14 protein-coding genes are annotated in these 19,421 nt (G+C 69.7%); all 14 read right to left on the reverse strand.

From position 1 onward, the window contains the following. Positions 1–7 precede the first annotated feature (7 nt). The 14 genes from CRT60_RS20030 to CRT60_RS20095 all read right to left on the reverse strand — a co-directional run bounded on the left by CRT60_RS20030 (position 8) and on the right by CRT60_RS20095 (position 19,363). Positions 8–1,681, reverse strand: a complete 1,674-nt coding sequence (locus CRT60_RS20030; protein WP_098738286.1) for an ATP-binding cassette domain-containing protein — start codon at positions 1,679–1,681, stop codon at positions 8–10. Positions 1,682–1,688: 7 nt separating this feature from the next. After that, positions 1,689–2,999 carry a prohibitin family protein gene (locus CRT60_RS20035; protein ID WP_098738287.1) on the reverse strand — a complete coding sequence of 437 codons (1,311 nt, stop codon included), beginning with the start codon at positions 2,997–2,999 and terminating at the stop codon, positions 1,689–1,691. Between the two features lies 1 nt (position 3,000). Then, positions 3,001–4,782: an ATP-binding cassette domain-containing protein gene (locus tag CRT60_RS20040; protein ID WP_098738288.1), complete on the reverse strand. Its 1,782-nt coding sequence runs from the start codon at positions 4,780–4,782 to the stop codon at positions 3,001–3,003. 7 nt (positions 4,783–4,789) lie between these two features. Further along, a complete protein-coding gene (locus CRT60_RS20045; protein ID WP_244592645.1) occupies positions 4,790–5,548 on the reverse strand; it encodes a substrate-binding periplasmic protein in 759 nt (252 codons plus the stop codon). An 8-nt stretch (positions 5,549–5,556) separates the two neighbouring features. Continuing rightward, on the reverse strand, positions 5,557–5,727 hold the full coding sequence (locus CRT60_RS36490; RefSeq protein ID WP_167421769.1) for a hypothetical protein: 171 nt from the start codon (positions 5,725–5,727) through the stop codon (positions 5,557–5,559). A 34-nt stretch (positions 5,728–5,761) separates the two neighbouring features. Continuing rightward, positions 5,762–6,265, reverse strand: coding sequence for a YcjF family protein (locus CRT60_RS20050; RefSeq protein WP_098738290.1), 504 nt, complete (start codon positions 6,263–6,265; stop codon positions 5,762–5,764). Positions 6,266–6,654: 389 nt separating this feature from the next. After that, complete coding sequence (locus CRT60_RS20055; protein WP_244592646.1) at positions 6,655–9,957, reverse strand: type VI secretion system protein; 3,303 nt, start codon at positions 9,955–9,957, stop codon at positions 6,655–6,657. Beyond that, positions 9,945–10,697, reverse strand: a complete 753-nt coding sequence (locus CRT60_RS36250) for a DotU family type IV/VI secretion system protein (protein ID WP_098738291.1) — start codon at positions 10,695–10,697, stop codon at positions 9,945–9,947. The genes CRT60_RS20055 and CRT60_RS36250 overlap by 13 nt, the downstream gene beginning before the upstream one ends. Further along, complete coding sequence (locus tag CRT60_RS36255) at positions 10,694–11,170, reverse strand: hypothetical protein (RefSeq protein ID WP_098738292.1); 477 nt, start codon at positions 11,168–11,170, stop codon at positions 10,694–10,696. The genes CRT60_RS36250 and CRT60_RS36255 overlap by 4 nt, the downstream gene beginning before the upstream one ends. 2 nt (positions 11,171–11,172) lie before the next feature. Continuing rightward, positions 11,173–11,568, reverse strand: coding sequence for a hypothetical protein (locus CRT60_RS36495; protein ID WP_098738293.1), 396 nt, complete (start codon positions 11,566–11,568; stop codon positions 11,173–11,175). A gap of 14 nt (positions 11,569–11,582) precedes the next feature. Further along, positions 11,583–14,672 (reverse strand): ABC transporter substrate-binding protein, encoded by a 3,090-nt coding sequence (locus CRT60_RS20075; RefSeq protein WP_098738294.1) that lies wholly within the window; start codon positions 14,670–14,672, stop codon positions 11,583–11,585. A 256-nt stretch (positions 14,673–14,928) separates the two neighbouring features. After that, positions 14,929–16,326, reverse strand: coding sequence for an HlyD family type I secretion periplasmic adaptor subunit (locus tag CRT60_RS20085; RefSeq protein WP_098738296.1), 1,398 nt, complete (start codon positions 16,324–16,326; stop codon positions 14,929–14,931). Further along, positions 16,323–18,005 carry an ATP-binding cassette domain-containing protein gene (locus CRT60_RS20090; protein ID WP_098738297.1) on the reverse strand — a complete coding sequence of 561 codons (1,683 nt, stop codon included), beginning with the start codon at positions 18,003–18,005 and terminating at the stop codon, positions 16,323–16,325. Before CRT60_RS20090 ends, CRT60_RS20085 begins: the two co-directional genes overlap by 4 nt. Further along, complete coding sequence (locus tag CRT60_RS20095) at positions 18,002–19,363, reverse strand: TolC family protein (RefSeq protein ID WP_244592647.1); 1,362 nt, start codon at positions 19,361–19,363, stop codon at positions 18,002–18,004. The genes CRT60_RS20090 and CRT60_RS20095 overlap by 4 nt, the downstream gene beginning before the upstream one ends. Between the last annotated feature and the right edge of the window lie 58 nt (positions 19,364–19,421).

Here is a 19,421-nt window from a genome sequence, read left to right on the forward strand (position 1 = left end):
ACCCGTCTCAGGAAGAGACGGGAAGAAGGTCGGGGGCGGGAATGCCGCCCGTGGGAGCCGTGGCGATGAGCTGGCGGATGCCGCCGCGGTCGACCTGCAACTGCACGTCGGCCGCGTCGAAATAGGCGTCGTCGTGGGTCACCGCGATCACGGTGATGCCGCGCGCCTTCATCCAGGGGATGATCTCGCGGTAGAACTTGCGCCGGAAATAGGGCGACTGGTCGGCCGCCCACTCGTCCAGCACCAGCACCGGCTTGCGCTCCAGCAGCGCGGCGATCAGGGCGAGCCGCTTCTTCTGGCCCTGCGACAGATCGACGGTGGTGAAGGCGCGGCCGTCGATGGCGACCTTGTCGGACATCTCCAGCAGGTCGAGAAGCTCTTCGGCGAAGCCGTCGTCGAGCGTCGTCGCGCCATAGAGCTGGCGGGTGACATGGCTGTCGGAGAAGACCACCGCGAAGCGGTCGCGGTGGGCGGCGAGGCCGTCCGGTCCGACCGTCACGCCATCCACCGACAGGCTGCCGCGCTGGATCGGATAGAGGCCCAGCAGCATGTGGATCAGCGTGCTCTTGCCGGCACCGTTGTGGCCGGTGATGAAGACGACGCTGCCGCGCTCGACCGTCATGTCCACCGGGCCGACGGTGAAGGAGCCCGTGCCGTCCCGCCCGGCATGGCGGAAGGTGGCACCCTCCAGCGCGATGGTGGAGAAGGGATCGTCCATGCCGCTGCCGCGGCCCGGAGCGACCGCCTGCGGCGCCGCCTTCAGCTCCGCTTCCACCGCCAGATAGGAGCGGGCGGCGGTCTCGGCGCTGATGTAGGAGGGGTAGGAAGCGACGATGGTGATGACCGGATAGGCGATGAAGGCGGCGGCATGGCCGGCCAGGATGACCGTGGCGATGTCGGTGCTGGTCACCGCCGGCAGCAGGAAGATGATCCCGGCCAGTGCGGCGTAATAGGTCAGCTCGCTGATGGTGAAGTAATGGCTGTACTCCGCGCCGAAGCGGTGGCGTTCCTTGCGCAGGGCTTCGGCGCAGGAGGTCGCGTCGGCCAGCGCGTTGGCGGCCCGGCGGCGGTTCAGCTTGCATTCGCGCAGGGTCTGCAGGATGTGGTCGGACCGTTCCGCCAGGGCGCCTTCGGCCTCGTGGATCGTCTCCGACATCAGTTCCAGCCGGATGACGGAGCGTCCGATCAGGATGCCGCCGACCACCAGGAAGCAGAGCACGATCAGCACCGCCGCACCCGACAGGGTGGAGAGATACAGCAGGCACAGCACGATTGCGGCAACCGACTGGAAGCTGATGACCAGCGTCGGAACCGCCTGGGCCAGCATCTGCAACTCCCCTCCCGCCACCTGGGCGAGGCGGGAGGGGCCGACAGCCATCGCGTCCGGCAGGTCGGCGGCCACGGCCCGGCGCAGCAGGTCGACGCGCAGGACTGCGAGTGCTGCCTGCATGCGCTTGGACGCCGCGTTCATCATCCAGCCCTGGGCGATCCGCCATAGGAAGGCCGACAGCAGGAAGACGATCAGCAGACGCTGCAGCCCTTCCGGGTCGTCCAGCACCAGCAGGGCGTCGTTCAGCGAGGTCAGCAGGGCGAGGTTGAGCGCCGCCGCCAGCACCGCCAGCAGCAGCAGCGGCTGCATATTGCGCAGCGCCTCGCGTCTCAGAATGCGCCATAGATCCATCGCCGCCTCACTTCGACTGGATCATGTCGAGGAGCTTGGACGGCGACACCTTCGACAGGATCGGCGCCGAGGCCGCGGTCTTGGCGCCGTCCTTCGCGGGTTCCGGCTTGGCGGCCGGAGCCGGAGCGGCGGCCGTCGGATGTCCGGTCGCGGGAGCCGATTCGCCGCCGCCGGTGTTCAGGCTCGGCATCTGGCCGACGGGGGTCTGGCCCGGCGTTCCCTCTCCGCTCAGCGACGGCAGCTGCGAGACCGGCGGCACGGCGGTGCTGGTGGGCACCGAGGTCAGCTTGGCGTTCGGCGAGGCCGGCGGCGCGCCCGGCGCGGCGGCGGTGGCACCGGGAGCCGGCAGGGGGTTCTGGTTGGAGGCGGCGTCGAGGATCAGCGGAAGCCCGCCGCTGGCGGCGTTGCCGATGACGACGATCTTGGCGTTGGGCGAATGGGCCAGCTCCAGCGTCGCCTCGATGCCGCGCCAGCGCAGGTAATTCTCGGTCAGGTTGGCCTGCACGGTTTCCTGGAAGGCGCGGATGCCCTGGCCTTCCAGCTGCTTGCGCTGGCTTTCGAACAGTTCGCGCTGGAGGCGGAACTGGTATTCCTGCGCCGCCTGGTCCTGCTGAATCTTGCGTTCGATCGACGCCATAATCGCTTCGGGCAGGGCGACGTTGCGGATCAGGATGTCCTGGATCAGCAGATAGCCGGTCTTGGTCCGCCCGTCCGGCTTCGGCACATTCTCGGCGCCGATCAACTGGGCGTACATCACGCGGTCGGCGACCTGCTCGTAGGTCTCGGTCTGCACCCGCAGGCGGCGGTGAGCATAGAGTTCGTCCGCCTTGAAGCGCGACACGATCTCGCGCGAGACGGAGCCGACCTCCGGCACCAGCAGGACTTCCAGATACCGCGGGCCGACATTCTTGTGCAGGGCGGCCAGCATCTCCGCATAGGGGCGGTAGCGCACCGTGATCTCGATGCTGACGTTCAGGCCGTCGTTGGCGATGGCCGTATAGGAGCGGGTGTCCTCCTGCAGGCGCAGGTCGTAGACCTCGATCTTGTCCCAGGGGAAGATGACATGCACGCCTTCGGCGAGCGCCGGACCCATCTGGGTGCCTTCGTGGAAACGCTTCCACAGCACGCCGCCATGGCCGGCGGGGATGAAGACGACGATGGACGGGGCGAAATAGAGGAAGATCAGGATGCCGACCAGCAGCGTGCACAGCAGGGAGCGGCGGTGTTCGTCGTACCAGTGGGCCAGCAGCGCACGCAGGCGCGACTTCGGCTTCGGCAGCGCATCGGCATCGTCGATGGTGAAGGCTTGGTCAGCCATATCACGCGGTCTCCTGCAAGCAAGCCATGGCGGGGGCCGAAGCGGACCCCATGTCGGGGCGGGACGCGGCCGTCGCGGCCGGCATGTCCGTTGCCCCGTCGATTGTTTCGGTGTTCGTCATCCGGTCATTCGTCATCCGGCCGTTGGTCATCCGGATGATGACGTCGCAGACCGACGAGACGTCGCCGTCGTGCGACACGAAGATCACGGTGCGGCCGAGGGCCCGCAGCTTGCCGATGATCTCGTTGGTGAAGCGGGTGCGGAATTCGGCATCCTGGTCGGATGTCCATTCGTCGAGGATGACGACCGGCCGGCCTTCCGCCACCGCCACCGCCAGGGCGACGCGCCGGCGCTGCCCCTTCGACAGGTCGCGGTTCAGCAGACCGTTGCCGGTGTCCGGAACCAGATGGTCGATCTTCAGATAGGCCAGCATCTCGCGGAACAGCTCGGCATCGAAGCCGGGCCCCTGCGGCAGCCGGGTGAACAGGTGATGGTCCTGGAACACGGCGCAGAACAGGTCGCGGTAGGCCTCCAGCCGGTCGGTCTCCACCGGCTGCCCGTCGAGCAGCACCTGCCCCTCGTCGGGGCGGAACAGCAGCGGGATGACGCGCAGCAGGGTGGACTTGCCCGACCCGTTGGAGCCGACGATGCCGACCACGCTGCCCGCCGGGATGGTCAGGTCGATGGGACCGATCACGAAGGGCTCCGGCCGTAGGCCGGCGCGGTAGGCGAAGCTGACGCCGCGCAGCTCGATGCTGGAGAAACGGCGTGGGGCGCGGGCGGTGCGCGACGGCGCGTATTCCAGGGCCGGCATGGTGCCGAGCAGGGCCGTCAGCTGCGCCGCCGCATCCTCCGCCGCCACATAGTCGGGAACGGCGTTGAGGAACTTCGACAGCGGCCGGGCCAGGAACAGGATGACCGAGGTCACCAGCGGAAGTTCCGACACCGACATCGCGCCCATGCGCGGGAAGATGAAGACGAAGACCGCCGAGAAGCCGATGATGATCGTCGCGATCCAGGAGAACAGCTCGCCCAGATTGCGGCCGTGGCGGCGCTTCAGCTCCTCCCAGCGGGCGACGTCGGCCTCCACCGCCTGGGACAGCTCGTCGCGGCGCGCCTTGCCCAGCTTGACCTCGGCATTGCCGCCGACCAGCTCGGAAAAGCCCTGGAGCATCCGAAGCTCGGACTCCTTGGCGTCGCTGAGCAGCGAGCGGGTCCGCTGCGCCTCGCGCACGTACCAGCCGCCGACCAGCAGCGCGGCCACCAGCAGCAGCGTGGCGCCGACGGTGGACAGGGTCCACAGGTAGAGGTAGGCGACCGCCGCCACCAGCATCATGTTGGCGGCGATGGACAGGTTGGGCAGCAATGCGGCGATGCGCTCCAGATGGTGGTTGCCGAGATCGAAGGACCGCTTGGCCTGCAAATCCAGGATGTCGGCGTGGCCGCCCAGCGTGACGTGGCGGAGGAAGCGCCGCCGCACCTCGGCCAGCGCGCTGAAGGCGGTCGTCAGCGTCAGGGAGACGAAGCGCTTGGCAAACGCGTAGGACACCAGCAGCGACAGGCAGAAGATCAGGAAGGGGGTGTCCAGCACCTCGCCGCGCATCCAGCCGCTCAGTTCCGCGCTGAGGCTCATCAGGCTGATGAGGTTGGCGGTCGCGGCGACGCAGCCGGTGACGACCAGCCGGGTCAGGATGCTGCGGTCGGCAAGGCCGATCAGCGGCAGCAGCGAGGACGGCGGCCGGCTGGGAGGGGGTCGGTTGGAAGAGGAGGTGCGCTTGCCCATCGTCCGGTCACTCCGCCAGCCAGCCGTCGAGAATGCGGGTAATGGTTCCGTTGTCGCGCAGCTTGACGAAGGCGGCCTGCAGCCGTTCCGCCTTCTCCTTGCGCGCCTTGGGCAGGGCGATGTAGCGGGGGATCAGCCCGACCGGCTTGGGCAGAACGCGCACGTCCTTAAGCCGGCCGTCCTGCTTGGCCATGTAGTTCAGCACATGCAGGTCGCCGACGATCACGTCCACCCGGCCGAGGATCAGGCGGCGGAAATTGACCACGTTGCTGCTCGACGCCACCTTCTCCAAATATGTCGCCGCGTCGAAGTCGGCGGCGTAGGAGAAGCCGTCGACCACGCCGATGCGGTAGGAGGTCAGATCCTCCAGCCGGTCGAAGGTGATGGCGGAGTCCTTGCGCACCATGAACACGGTCGTGCCGGTGCGGAACGGGCCGATCATGTTGTACTGCGCGAAGCGGGTCGGCGACGCGATGAACTGGAAGCCGATGTCCGCGCTGTTCTCGTCCATCGACTGGACCACCTCCGTCCAGGACAGCGGACGATGGACCGGGGTGACGTTCAGCTCCTTCAGCAGCGCGTTGACGATCTCGGTGTCGATGCCGGTGCGGTTGCCGTTGAAGGAGTAATTGTAGGGCGGGAAATGGTCCTCCGACGCGACGGTCCAATATTCGGCGCGGGCCGGAGTGCACAGCACGAGCAGCGCCAGCAGGACCGGCAGCAGTGCCGGCAGTCGCCGAAGTGCGTTGCGGGGGAGCATGGTCATGGCTGCGGTCACGCCTTGGCCGGCTTCTTGCGGCGGCCGGTGAGCAGGATCATGACGAGGAGAGCGCCGGGCGGCGTCAGAACCACCGCCAGGAAGGCGTAAAGCAGGAAGCCGCCGCGGCGGCCGATCCCCAGAAACCCGACCAGCAGGCAGAGACCGATATAGATCAGCTCGAACACGGCGATGCTTCCTTCTTTGCCCGGCGTTCAGGCGTCAGCCGGCCTTCTGGACCGGCTGCTCGTCCATCTGCGGTGCGGCGGCCGGAGCATCGGCGGCGGCCTCACCCTTGGCGGCCTCGAACTCCTTGCGGAAATAGTCGCGCATCGCATCGATGTCGAAATCCAGCAGCGTGCCGCCGGTCTCGAAATGCTGGGCGAACACCTGGCCCAGGGCCCGGGTCGCCGCCAGCGACAGCGCCGGCATCACCGCCACGCCGAGCGCGGTGCCGATGAAGGGGACGGCCTTGACGGCGGAGCCCAGGACGCTGGAGCTGAGAGCCCCCGGCATGACGCCGCCCAGCAGGGCGCCGACGATGGCGCGGGTCCGCTCCTGCGCGAACTCGACTCCATAGAGCTTGGCGAGCTTGTGGACGAGGTTCAGCTGCGCCGCGCTGACGGCGGCGACGTCGGCGCCCGGAACGGGGATCAGCCCGAAGGCGCCCGAGGCGTAGCTGTGATACTTGATCAGGTCCTGGGCGCGCTTCTTACGGTCTACCATGATCCGAAGCCTTTCTCGGGTCGGGAAGAGTTGATCTGCGGTGGAAGCCACGGCGTCAACCACACGTTTCCGTCCGGTCGGCGCCGCTCGGTCAAGCCCTCCGGTGGAAGGCGGCGGCCGATCGTCAATTGCAGTCACGGCGATTGACAAACGAAAGGCGTTGGCTGCCCATGGCAGCAAGGAAATTACCTAATGATGATTAGATCGTAAGCTTGGCAGAAAATATCTGCCTCAGATCTGTATCAGATAGTCTGTTGATACGGTTTTATTGATTAAAAACATATTAAGTCACTGTTGGGGTTACTGGAAATTTTCCAGGAACATGGAGCGGCTTGTTGCGATATGTGACCAAAGATGTCATTAGCGTTTCTTGCAACCAACGTTTTGCTCTACCTTGAAGGGAAACGCGACGGCAGGTCCAAGGCCTTCGCCGGCAGGGCGGATCGTGACCCGGCGGCAATGGACGCCGTCATGAACAGAACCGTATCGCGCACCGGCTCGCCGCCGATGGTCTGGGTCGGCAGGACGATGCGCAGCAGGGCGCCGTCGCCGCTGGTGGAGGCTGACCGCCCCTTCAACAGCCGCAGCAATGCCCAGGGACCGCGTTCGACCAGCGTCAGCGTATCGCCGACCGCCGCCTCCGCTTCGCTGGCCATGGCGTTCTTCGGCCGATAGGGCGAACCGGCGGCCCAGCGGAAGCTGAGGAGCAGCGGTTGCCCCGTCTTCCAGACCAGAGCGTCGGAACTGGCGGAGGCGCCGACGGCACTGGTCCCCGACCGTACCGACCAGTCGATGATGTGCTCCGCCCCCAGCTCCTGCGCCCGGTTGGTGCCGTGGCTGAAACGGACACTGACCGGTGCCGAACGGGAGATCGCGTCGAACAGGGGACGCACCGCCTCCATTTTCTCGAGGAAGGCCGCGACTTCAGGCGTCGCCGTCTTCATGACGGCCGCCCGGTTCTCGTCGAGCTGCTCGTAGAAGCGGCGCACGTCCTTGGGATCGGCATCTGGCGCCCCGCGGGCGAGATCCGGGCGGACGAAGGGGAAGCGTCCGGCCAGCGATTGGGAGAACACGGCATCGAGCCTCGTCACCGCCGCCTCGGGCGCAGGCGGCGCAGACGGGGCAAGCGCCGCAGGCTCCGCGGGAAGGATTGGAAGGGTCGGCAATGGCGGCAGCGGCGGCAGCCGGGCCGGCGGGGGAGCCTCGTAGGGCGCAGGCGGCGGGCTGGCGACCGCAACCTGTTTGGTCGGCGCGGCAACGGGTGCGGGAACGGGTACGGGCTCGGGAGCCGGCGCGGGGGCCGCGGGCTTGCTTTCGGAAGCGGCGGCTTTGGCCGGCGGCGGCTCGTCCTTGGGCTTGACCGCCACGGCAGCGACCAGTTGCGACGGCAGGGCGGCGACCGCAGGGTTCAGGGACAGTGCGCCACCTTCGCCACTGTTCAGCAGGCGTCCGGCCGACGGGGTATCGAGCGCCAGGACGGCGGCACGCGCCGCAGTGGCCGCGGTGGACAGCGCCTCGGTGATGCGGTCGGTGGTGTCGCGGCCGGGAAGCTCGGCCATCGCCGCCTTCTGGAGCGCCAGCTTGACGGAATCCGGCAAGCCGCGCGCGGGATCCTGCAAGGCGGCGGCAATCGGCCAGCCGGCGGCCTCGGTGACGGCATCGGCCAGCCGGCCGAGGTCCGCGACATCCTCTTCGCTCGGCGATTGCGGCAGGTCGCGCAGCCGGTCGGCCAAGGCCTGTGCCCGCAGACGCAGGGGATTGCGGCTGTAGAGTTCCTCGGCCAGCGGAGCGGCGAGCTGCACCGATTCCGCCCGCAGGGCGACCGCGATGGTCCTGGCATCCAGGTTGGGAAGGTCGGCCCCGGCGGCGATGCGCGTGATGAAGCCGTCGGTCGCCGCGATGGGCGGGCGCGGCACGGCGTCATAGACGCTTTCGGCCAGCGCCAGCAACTCGTCGAACCCGCTGTTGCGGCGGAAGCGGTCGTAGCGCTCCAGCGCACCGCGCCGGCCGCCGATGCGGTCCAGCTGGGCGGCCAGCCGGCGGAAAGCCGGCAGATCCTCGACGCGCCGGGGATTGGTGACCGGAGGCAGGTCGGTCAGGGCCGAACTGGGCAGCAGGGCGTCGCGGATCGGCCGCAGCACCGCCCGGCGCAGGGTGACAGACGCGAGCCGCCGCTTGTCCTCGTCGACTCCGCTGAACAGCGAGGTCGGCAGCAACGGCGTCGCCAGCCGGTCGCGCTCCATCACGGCGGTGGCGGCGATCACGCGGCCGACCATCGGGCCGACCATCGCACCATCCGCCAGGGCGTCGCGTGACAGCAGCGCCCGCCGCAGGTCGGCAACCGGTGCCGCCACCGCAGCGCTTCCGGCCGATACGCCGGCGAAGCCCTGCCAGGCGGCGACCGACAGGACCGCCACGGAGGCGGCCAGCGCGGCCTGCGCGATCCGGCGCTGCCGGCGGCCTTGCAGGAAGGCGGCTTCCGACGGGCGCCCATAGCCGGGCTCGGCGAAGGCGCGGCCGGGCAGCAGGTCGCGGGCGAAGGCCGGGCGGCGTCCCCCCGTCGCGGTGGCACAGGCGCCGGTCAGGGCTATGCCGCGCAGCGGGAAGGGCTCGGAAGCTTCGTCTCCGCCCAGCGCGCCACCCAGTGCGCCATCGAGGAACAGCGCCAGCGGATGGCGCAGCGTCTCCAGCGATGCCGGGAGAAGCGGCAGGCGCACGCAGGCGGTCCCGGCGGCGGTCACACCGGCGAGCGCGTCGGCCTCCAGCAGGGCGAGGTCGGATTGGATGGCGTCGAAGGCTTCCGCCACACGGGCGGGTTCGAAGGGCGCCAGCCAGTCATGCGGGCTGGTCCATCCCAGCACGCTGTCCAGCATGGCCGCGGGTATCGTCGCGCAGAGGTCGCCGAAGCCGTCGAGGGACTCCGCGCGCACCACCGCCACATGCACCGGGCAGACCATGCCCAGCTCGTCGCGGATCGAGCGCAGCCGTGCGCGCAGGGACTCCGCCCGCCTGGCCAGCGCCCGGCGCGGTGCCTCGCGTTCCGCCGCGGCGCGCAGCTCGTCGGCGCCGACCAACAGCAGGATGCCGTCCAGCGGCCGGCGCATCGGACGTTTGCGGATCGCCGCGACCAGCGACGGCCAAGCGGCGTCCAGTTTCGTGCCGTCGGCGGAATCGGCGCCGGCATGCAGGATCGCCGCCCCTTCGCAGAACCACCAGCAGCCGTTCTCGGTGCTGCCGTCTTCCGGCCAGCGCACATGGGTCGGGTCGGTGGCGAGCAGCGCCGGGCCGCCCACGCCGAAGGCGAGGAACCAGGGAATGTCGCCGCGCCGCAGGGGACCGCGCATCTGCCGGGCCAGGATGTCCAGCCCTTCATTGTAGGTGCGGGCCAGCGGCGGCTTGCCGGCGGCGGCCTTCGACGGCGGCGGCGCCTCCGCCCGGACATGGAGCGCCGAGGACGGCATGGGCTTGCGCGTCGGCGCCTTGGCACGGGCCGTGGCCTTGGCGGGCTTGCGCGGGCGGCGGAGCCGGGCGCGCAGCGTCGGCCAGACCGACCGGGCCGCCCGATAGAGGATGTAGAGCGGCAGGGCCGCCAGCAGGAAGGGCAGATAGGCGAAGACGAAGGACAGGATCCAGCCGATGGCCGAACCGATGCTGGAGATCACAAGTTCAATCGTCAGGATCAGTAGGACCATGACTGCCCCATATCCTCGACCGCGGACCGGGCGCCGCGCAGGTCACGCTGGAGATCGTTGACGGCGGTGGACCACAGCAGATGGGACACCAGCAGGAACAGCGCCGCCACGCCACCGACCGCCACCCACCAGCGCCGCGCCGACGGGCGGAAGCCGCCGACCACCGCACCCATCGGCGGATCGTAGGCGCGCGGGCTGGCGAGGCCGGCCTGCGGCTGCTCGGTTCCGCCCTCCCGGCCGGTGACGATCCGGTGCAGCGGGGAGCGCCGCGCCGCCGCTTGGGCATCGTCGGGGAAGCCGAGGGCCAGGGCCGCCAGATAAACCGCGGCAAGCCCGCGGTCGGCCTTGGCGCCCTGGCGGATCAGGTCGTCGGCCTGGACGAACAGGGTTTGCAGGGTGGCGTTCGCACCGAACAGGCGGCCGGCGACGACGGCGTCCGCCGGCTTCACCTGGGCAAGCGCCCGGTCCGCCAGCATCGCCATCGCGAAGGCCGCCTTCACCACCGTGCCATGGGCGGCGGGACCCTGGGCGGTCGCCGAGGCGCTCATGCCGTGGAGCATTGCCACCAGCCGTTCGGCGACCGACCCGGCAGGGGCCTGGTCCTGCGCGCAGGCGGCCAGCAGGTCGGCGTGGAAGGCGCGGAAAAGGGCCAGGACACCCGGACCGGCGGCGCGTGCCGTGCCGGCGGCGGCGGGTGCTGCCGGAGGTGCGGAGGGCGAGGGGGCGGGCCGGACGGTCACGGTGCGGTGTCCTTCGGCAGCGGAGCCACGGTGAAGCCATCGCGCCCCAGCCGGATGTCGAACGCGGTCATGCCGTCCAGCGACTGGCGGTGAACCCCCGGCGTGCCGTAGCGCGCGAAGACGATGGTTGCGGTGGGGGCGGCGGCAAAGGGGGGAAGGCTGCGGAGGATCACGCTCTGGCCGGGCACCAGTTCCCAGGACGCGATGGCGATCCGCCCGGCAGCCTCGCCGTTCAGGGCCGCCCGCTCGCGGAACCAGCCTGCGGCATCGAGCGAGACGATCCGGCGCGCCAGGGCGCTGTCGGCCACCCGGACCACGTCGACGGCCACCGGACGCCGGCCGTTGGCTTCGGCATCGGCAGCGATGCGGAGCATCGGCGCCGGATCCGTCCCGCCATCCGTGACGCGCGGCATGGACCCGTCGGCGGCGCAGCCGGCGAGCAGCAGGGCGATTGTGAGAGCCGTACGCTTCATGGTCAGCCGCCCGCCCCGCCGGCGCAGACATAGCCGGCCGGCGTGTGGCGGTACCAGTTGCCCGCTGCCCCGGTGCAGGGCGTCAGCACCCGGTCGTTCTGCTGCGGGGCGGCCGGTTCGGCTGTTGGAGCCGGTGTTGTGCCGTCAGCGGTCCTGCCCGTCACGGGGCGGTTGGCGAGGGCGAAGGACTCCTCGTCCTCCTCGACGATCATGACGTAGCGGGTGCGCTTGGACGGGTAGCGGATGCCGACGTCGTACTCGCCGTCGGCCACCCGCTCCAGGATCGCGGCGGACTTTTCGCTGCCGAAAGGCGCACAGGCCGACCCGGCGAGCAGGACCGGCAGCAGCATCGTCGCGACGAGGCAGCGGCGGAGGGGCCGGCGGAGGGGGCGTGTCATCGGGATGCTCCTGCTCATGCCGGAACCGTCGCGTGCGGGATGGCTGCGGTGACGACCGCGGCGGCGGCACCCGCCTCCATCAGGTCGGGCGGGGTCGGGTCGATGCCGGCGTCGGCCAGCGTCCGGTAGACCGAGCGCCAGACCAGTTCCGGCACGGCGAAGCTGGCGTCGTGGTCCTTGACCCAGAAGAACAGGTTGTACTTGCACAGCCACTGGCCGTTGACGGCGCGGAAGCCGTCATAGCGGACGAAGGGCAATCCGCCGCTGTCATTTGGCATCACCCGGTCGGTGGCGCGCAGCGCCGTGGTCAGCAGGCCGCCCATGTGGCCAGGGTCGATGCTGGCATCGGCGAAATATTCCAGCTTCATCGAAACGCGCTCGACCGAGCTGAAATTGACGACGGTGGCTTCCGACACCTTGGCGTTCGGCATCGCGACGATGAAGCCGGCGACGTTGCGCACCCGCACCGTCCGCCATGTCATGTCGACCACGACGCCGCGGACGACATCGGTGATCTGGATGCTGTCGCCGATCTGGAACGGCCGCTCGATGTTGAGGATGATGCCGGAGAAGACGTTGGCGATGTTGGCCTGGATGGCGAGGCCGATGACCATGCCGACGAGGCCGGAGGCCGCCAGCAGGCTGGTGATCGGCTGCTTCAGCACGAAGGCGATGATGCCGCAGCCGGCGAAGCCGAAGACGATCAGGGTGGAGAAGCGGCGGACGATGGCGGGGATGCGGCGCTGGGTGCGGATCTCCAGCGGGGTCCAGACGAAGCGCTCCATCGTGCGGTCGACCAGGATGGCCGGCACGATCCACCACAGCACGGCGATGCCGTTCACCACCATGGCGATGCCGCTCGCCGGCAGCGTCGCCACCGCCTGGTCCAGCGCGATGTTGCCGGCCGACATCAGCAGGAGCGGCCAGGACAGGATGCGCATGAACAGCGTCTGGATCTTCCAGAACTGTCCGCGGTCGCGCCGGTCCATGAAGGCGGCGAAGACCGCCAGCACCGCGCTGAAGATGGCGATGTAGACGAAGAAGTCGCGGTGGATGAAGTCGCGCGCCGCAGGCGCGTCCGGCGTCGCCACCACGCCGAAATCGACGCGGGAGAAGTCCGGCTGCGGCCGGCCGAAGCCGACATAGTTGGGATCGCCCTCGCTGCTGACGCTGGTGACGTCCTGGGAAATCCAGGCGCGCGACAGCCGCCAGCCCGGCGACGGGGCCAGCACCCGCTTGGCGCGCAGCTGGTCGAGCAGGGTGGAGCTTTCGCTCTCCCCTTCCAGCGCCCGGCGGAAGCGGTCGGCAAGGCTGAGGTCGGCGGCCGACGCGGTCTCCGCCGCGGCCATCGCCTTCAGCTTTTCGACGAAGTCGTTGGTGTTCACCAGCGACATGCCGAGCACGTCGGTGACGAACATCACCGTGTTGCGGTTCTGCGTCCGGTGGCGGAAGCTGACGCCGACGGAATGGCTGCCGTAGGGCGGCCGCTGGTCGGAGAAGTTCAGCGAGAAGCGCCCCTCGATCCGGTAGGCAACGTAGGTCGTCACCTCGCCGCGTTCCTCGCGGTAAGGCTTGCCGAGTTCCACCGGCTTGACCGCGTTGGTGAAGACGACGTCGGCCGGGTTGAAGGCGCCGCGGTAGCGGAACCAGATGGTCAGGTTCAGCGTCGCTTCGTTGGCGTCCGGATTGAGGTCGCGGATCTCGTGCAGCTGGACGCCGGTGTAGATGACGTCCGTCTTGTACATGAAGCGGTCGTTGACGTAGAGCGCCCGCCCGCGCTGCACCTCCTCCAGGAAGTTGGAGACGCCGGCCTCGCGGATCGGCTGCAGCTGGGTCAGCGCCGCCACCGGGTTCAGGCCGTTGTAGGTCGCCATCATCACCGGCAGGGTCGCCTGTCCGCGGGCGTCGAAGGTCCAGGTTCCGGCAGTCGACTGGACCGCGGTCTCGGCACGGTCATGGCCGGCGATGGCAAGGCGCAACGCGTCCCCGTCCGGCTTGCCGGTGCCGGCGGGGGCCGCGGCGATGGCGCCGGCGATCAGGTCGACGCCGTCGGCGCCCAGCGCCGCTGCCCAGTCGGGCACGGCGTTGAAGCGCTTGACATATTGGCCGTAGAAGCGTTGCGCCCGCTCGTTCGCGGTGTCGAACAGCACCGGCGAGGCGACCAGCAGGCCATGGCCGTAGGCCTCCGGCGTCAATGCCTTGGGGTTCGCCTGGGTCTGGGCGACGATCTCGGTGCGGAAGGCGGCGGTCGCCATCTCCGAACTGCCGGCGATCAGGTTGCGCACGCCGACGTCGCGCAAGGCGACCACCACGCGGGCGCTGTCCACAGCCGAGCCGATGACGACGATGGCGCCGGTCGGCATCCGCTCCTTCACCGCCTGGGCCAGCGCCGGCAGGGCGCCGGCCCCGCCGCGTCCGGGGGCGTAGGTCCACTGGTTGACCAGCTTGGTGCCGAAGCGCTGGAGGATGGTGTCGAACTGGCCGGCAAGCGCCGCCGCCTGCTCGCTGTCCTCGCGGATGATGGCGACGGTGGGCTCGCCGACGACGTTGCGGACATAGTTGGCAAGGAAGCGGATTTCGTGGGTGCGGTCGAAGCCGATGCTGAACAGCCACGGGCTGGGCGTGCCGTCCGTCGGGCGGACCAGCGGGCGCGGTGCGATCAGCGGGATCTTCTTCTGCGCATAGATGGCGGCGGCGCTGTCGGTGGCGTCCGGCGTGTGGCCGACCACCGCGACGATTGCTGGATCGTTGGCGATGCGCCGGGCGATCTCCAGCGACTTGCCCTTGTCGCCCTCGTCGTCGAAGGGCCTGACCTCCACCGGGCGTCCGCCGATGCCGCCGGCCGCGTTGATGGTGTCGGCCCGCAGCGCCGCACCCTTGCGCAGAGCCAGCCCGAGCGCCGCGTCCGGTCCGCTCAGCGGTCCCACCACGGCGAGCGCCAGCGGCTCCCCGGCGCGCTCGCCGAGGAAGCCGGCGCGCACCACCAGCGACACCAGAACGGTGACCAGCATCGCCGCCGCCAGGATCAGGGCGAAGCGCGCCTTCTTGGTCATGTGCGACCAGCGCAGCGGCTGCCGGGAACGGGGCTGGAGCGAACTCAGCATCGGGTGATCCTCGGGAGAGGGAAACTATCCCCTCTCCCCCCCGGGGAGAGGGTTAGGGTGAGGGGGAGGCATTGCGTGGAGTAATGGGGCGGTGCGGCGGCCTGCATTGCCAGTAAAGCCACGCCGTGCGTCCCCCTCACCCCGACCCTCTCCCCGCTTTCGGCGGACCGAAGGTCCGCCTGTCGCGTCAGCGCAAACTTCGTTTGCGCGTGAGCGGGGGGGAGAGGGAGTGATCCATTCATCGGCCGGACCATTCTCACCGCTCCTGCATCGCATGCTGGAGGCCGTTGAGGACCGGCGAGAAGACGTAGTCGAGGATCGTGCGGCGTCCGGTCAGGATGCTGCAGGTCACCCGCACGCCCGGGAACAGCTCGTAGGTCTTGCCGCCATAGTCGAAGCGCGTCACCGGCAGCTCGACGCGGACCTTGTAGTAGGACTGCTTGTTGGCATCGAGCAGCGTGTCGGGGCTGATCGTCCGCACCCGCCCCTCGATATGGCCGAAGCGCGAGGCGTCGCTGCCGGCCAGCGTCACCACCACCGGCTGGTCGGCGCGGACATAGCCGATGTCCTGCACCGGCAGGCGGGCGTCCACCACCAGATTGCCGTCGCGCGGCACCAGCTCCACCACCGTCTCGCCGGCCTTGACGACGGCGCCCTTGGTGGAGACGGCCAGCGTCTTGACGATGCCGTCCATCGGTGCCCGCATGCTGGAGCGGTCCAGGCTGTCCTGATAGCGGGTCAGGCGCTGCGACAGTTCGTTGTGGTTGCGCCGGGCCTCGTCCAGGGCGTTGCGGCCCTCTTCCTCGTACTTGCGGCCGATCCACACCAGCTTGCTGCGCGCCTCCGCCAGGGCGGCTTCGGCCTGGGCCAGGGTGGCGCGGTCCTCGGCGATGGAGCCGGCGATGCGGGCGTCGTCGCGCAGAAGCTCCAGATGCTTCATGCGGTTGGTGATCTCGCGCTTCAGCAGGCTTTCGCTGATCGACAGCTGTTCGCGGATCAGCCCCTGCGCCGCCTGGGAGCCGGCGATGCGGGCGCGGACGGCGGCCATCTGCTGTTCGCGCTGGACGATGTCCTGGCGCTGGATGTCGATGTCGGAGGCCAGCCGGTCGCGCCGGGCGCGGAACAGGTCGCGGGTCTGCGCCACCAGATCCGGCCGCTCGCGGGTCAGCGTCTCGGGAAAGTCGATGCTGTCGCGCCGCGTGACCTCGGCCTCCAGCCGGGCGATGTCGGCGGAGAGCGAGCCGAGGCGCAGGCGCAGCTCTTCCAGATCGGCGCGGGTCTTGGTCTGGTCCAGTTCGACCAGCACCTGACCTGCCTTCACCGAATCGCCTTCCTGCACCAGGATGTCGCGGACGATGCCGCCTTCGAAATGCTGGACCGACTGGTTGTAGGCCAGCGGCACCACGTCGCCGGGCGCGCTGCTGGAGACGTTCAGTTCGGCGATGGAGGCCCAGCCCAGCGCGGCGAGGAAGGCGGCGATGCTGACGGCGAACAGGCCGTCGCCGAAACGGCTTTCGCTCTCCGGCGCCGTGGCGGTGGCGAAGGGCAGTGCCGGTGCCGCTGCTGCCGCGCCCAGGTTAAGGCTGGGGGAAAGGCCGGGGGGCAGGGTGGGGCTGGCGGCCCGCTTGCGGGTCAGCAGGGGAAGCGGCTTCATGACGCCACCAGTCCGGCCGGGTCACGGCTCATGGCCAAATCCTGCGACTGATCGAGGTCGAGCACCAGGGAGGCGCCCTGGAGGATGCGCGGATCGTGCGAGGCGATGACCACCGTGTGGCCGGCGCGCGCCAGTTCGATCAGCGTGCGGTAGACGACGGCGGTGCCCTCGGCGTCCAGACCGTCGGTCGGCTCGTCCAGCAGGATCAGCCGGCCGCCGACCGCCAGCGCACGGGCGAGCGCCAGCCGGCGCCGGTGGCCGACCGGCAGCTCCTGGCCGAAGTTGCGCAGCGGCGTGTCGAGCCCCTGGGCGCAGTCGGCCACCGCGCGCTCGGCACCGGCGCGGTGCAGGACGGCCTGCAAGTCCGTCTCCGACAGGCGCGGGTTGGCGAGCAGCAAATTTTCCCGGATGGTCCGGTTGAGGAAGACGGGCTCCTGCGGCAGATAGCCGGTCTGCTGGCGCCACCAGAGGGGTGCGAATTTGCGGATGTCGACGCCATCGGCCAGAACGGCCCCTTCCTGCGGATCGGCAAGCCCGGCGATCAGGCGGATCAGCGTCGATTTGCCCGAGCCGTTCCGTCCCTTCAGCACCAGAATGTTGCCGGCGGGCACCGACAGCGACAGGCGGCGCAGCAGCGGGGTGACCGCCCCGGCCGGGGTGTAGGTCAAGTCGCGCAGCTCCAACGTGCCGCCATAGCGGGGCAGGCTGGTGCCGGTCGGCGGCTCCACCGCCGTGCGGGCGAACTGTTCCAGCCGGCTCTGCGCCTGCCGGGCCATCGCCAGCGATTCCCCGATCTGCGCCAGCCGGGTGAAGGGGGCCAGCGCCCGGCCGACCAGCAGGTTGACGCCGATCAGCGACCCGACATCCAGCTCGCCGCGCACCACCAGCACGGCGCCGGTGGCGATCACCGCGACGCCCTGGAGCGCCTGGAGGCTCTGCGCCATCGACTGGGCGCGGCCCTGGCGCATCGACATGCGTTCGCGCAAGGCCCGGAGCGTTTTCGCCGCGCGCTGCCAATCGCCGAGCAGCGGCTTGGCGCCGCCGAACAGGGCCGCCGCGTCGCGGCCGACGATGGCGGAGGTGACGAGACCCTGCGCATCGGCACCGGCCTGGGCCAGATCGCGGCCGACCGCCCGCATGTCGGCCTGGGCCAGCAGGCCGGCGGCGATCGACAGCAGGGTGAACAGCACGCAGATCGCCGCCAGCGGCCAGGAGACCAGCGCCACCACGAGGATGAAGCCCAGCGCGAACGGCAGGTCGAACAGCGTCGCCAGATTGGCGGAGCCGAGAGCCGCGTCGATCTGCTCGGGCGCCCGCATCGCCTCGCGCCGGGCGGCGTCGCCCTCGGCCGAGCCGGCGCCGCTGCGCGCGGTCAGCAGGATGCCGAAGGCGCCGGTCGCCAGACGGTCATGCTCGGCGCGGCCGATGCGGCCGGCGATGCCGAGGCGGACATGGCGGAACAGATGTTCGAAGGCGATGGACAGCACCACCCCGACGGTCAGCGCCGCCAGCGTGGAATCGACGCCGTGCGTCACATACCGGTTCAGCACCAGCATGGTGTAGAAGGACGAGGCGAGGCCGAGCAGGTTCGCCGCGAGCGAGGCCGCGAAGACGCGGGTCGTCAGCCGCAGGTTGGAGCGCAGCCGCAGGAGCAGCAGTCCGATGGCGCCGCCGGTCATTGCTGGTCTCCCTTCCCGCGCTTGCGCTTGGTGTCTCGGTTGGCGGGAGGTGGCGGCTCGGTCTTGCCGGTGCCGTCGAACAGGCCGCGCCCCATCGCCGCCAGCTTCGGCATCGGCTTGGTCTGGATGTCGGAGGCAGTCAGGCGCCCCATGGCGGCGAGCAGGCGGTATCCGGCGAGAACCAGCTCCGTCTCCGCCGCGGCGGCATCGCTGCGCGCGTTGATCAGCGTCGTCTCGCCCGACAGGATGTCGATGAGCGACCGCGAGCCCAATTCGCGTTCCGCCCGCGCCACGTCGAGGAAGCCGGCGGCGAGGCTGGCCTGATCGTTCAGCAGCCGCACCTGCGAGCGGGCGCTTTCCAGCCGGTTCCAGCTGTTGCGGACGGTTTCCAGAACCGTGCGCTCCTGGTCGGCCCAGTTGGCGTCGGCGGCGCGCAGGTCGGCCTCGGCGAGGCGGACGCTGTTGATCGCGGTCAGGCCGGTGTTCAGCGAGAAGGTGACCTGCAGCTTGAACAGCAGCTCGTCCTGCCGTCCCGGCTGGCCGGCGACGTCGCTTTTGATGTTGCGCTCGACATAGCCTTCCACCCGCGGATAGAAGTTGCGGCCGCGCACCGAGGCCACCGCCTCCTGGGCGGCGGCCGTGGTCAGGGCCAGTTCCTGAAGGCGCGGGTTGTGGCGGCGCGCCTCCTCCACCGCCGCATCCATCGACTGCGGCAGCGCGGCCTTGGTCATCGCCAGCACTTCGGCGCCGTCGAGCTGGAAGGGCACATGGCCGAAATAGGCCTGGAAGCGGCTGAGGGCCGTCTGCATCGCCTCTTCAGCCGCGACACGGCGGGCCTGGGCGCCGGCAAGCTGGCTCTTGGCCTGGAGAACGTCGGTGGTGAAGCCGTAGCCCTCCTGAAGACGGACCTCTTCCAGGCCGGTCTGCCGGCGGATGTTGTCTTCCGACTGCCGGGAGAAGACGAGCAGCCGGTGGGCGCGGACAAGGGTGGCGTAGGCGCTCAATCCTTCCACCAGCAGTTCCTGGCGGGTGCGCTCCACAGCGATGTCGGCGCGGACCACGGAGACCTGCGCCCGCCGGATGTCGGCGTTGGTCGCGTCGAAATCCCAGATCAGCTGGGTCGCGCGCACCGACAGCTGCTTGGCGTTCAGGTCGGTGTTGGGAAGCCCTGCCGGCTTGTTGGTGGTCTCCCGCCCGCCATTGGCGGACAGGCTGAGCGTCGGGTACCAGCCGCCATGGCTGATCCGCAGCGCGTTGCGGGCGGACTCCGCCGCAGCCTCCGCCCCCCTCAGCCGGTCATGGGTTTCCGTCGCCTTGCCGATCAGGGAGATCACGTCTTCGCGCGGAGACGCAAGCACAGGTTGCGCACCCCAGGCGATCAGCGGAAGCAAGACCGCAGCAGAAATGAAGGATTTA

The sequence above is a fragment of the Azospirillum palustre genome (assembly GCF_002573965.1).
GTDB lineage: Bacteria > Pseudomonadota > Alphaproteobacteria > Azospirillales > Azospirillaceae > Azospirillum > Azospirillum palustre.

What these genes read in the sequence shown, in the direction of transcription:
- CRT60_RS20030 (WP_098738286.1), bottom strand. Translation starts at nt 1,681, where the DNA reads ATGGATCTATGGCGCATTCTGAGACGCGAGGCGCTGCGCAATATGCAG.
- CRT60_RS20035 (WP_098738287.1), bottom strand. Translation starts at nt 2,999, where the DNA reads ATGGCTGACCAAGCCTTCACCATCGACGATGCCGATGCGCTGCCGAAG.
- CRT60_RS20040 (WP_098738288.1), bottom strand. Translation starts at nt 4,782, where the DNA reads ATGGGCAAGCGCACCTCCTCTTCCAACCGACCCCCTCCCAGCCGGCCG.
- CRT60_RS20045 (WP_244592645.1), bottom strand. Translation starts at nt 5,548, where the DNA reads ATGACCATGCTCCCCCGCAACGCACTTCGGCGACTGCCGGCACTGCTG.
- CRT60_RS20050 (WP_098738290.1), bottom strand. Translation starts at nt 6,265, where the DNA reads ATGGTAGACCGTAAGAAGCGCGCCCAGGACCTGATCAAGTATCACAGC.
- CRT60_RS20055 (WP_244592646.1), bottom strand. Translation starts at nt 9,957, where the DNA reads ATGGTCCTACTGATCCTGACGATTGAACTTGTGATCTCCAGCATCGGT.
- CRT60_RS36255 (WP_098738292.1), bottom strand. Translation starts at nt 11,170, where the DNA reads ATGAAGCGTACGGCTCTCACAATCGCCCTGCTGCTCGCCGGCTGCGCC.
- CRT60_RS36495 (WP_098738293.1), bottom strand. Translation starts at nt 11,568, where the DNA reads ATGACACGCCCCCTCCGCCGGCCCCTCCGCCGCTGCCTCGTCGCGACG.
- CRT60_RS20075 (WP_098738294.1), bottom strand. Translation starts at nt 14,672, where the DNA reads ATGCTGAGTTCGCTCCAGCCCCGTTCCCGGCAGCCGCTGCGCTGGTCG.
- CRT60_RS20085 (WP_098738296.1), bottom strand. Translation starts at nt 16,326, where the DNA reads ATGAAGCCGCTTCCCCTGCTGACCCGCAAGCGGGCCGCCAGCCCCACC.
- CRT60_RS20090 (WP_098738297.1), bottom strand. Translation starts at nt 18,005, where the DNA reads ATGACCGGCGGCGCCATCGGACTGCTGCTCCTGCGGCTGCGCTCCAAC.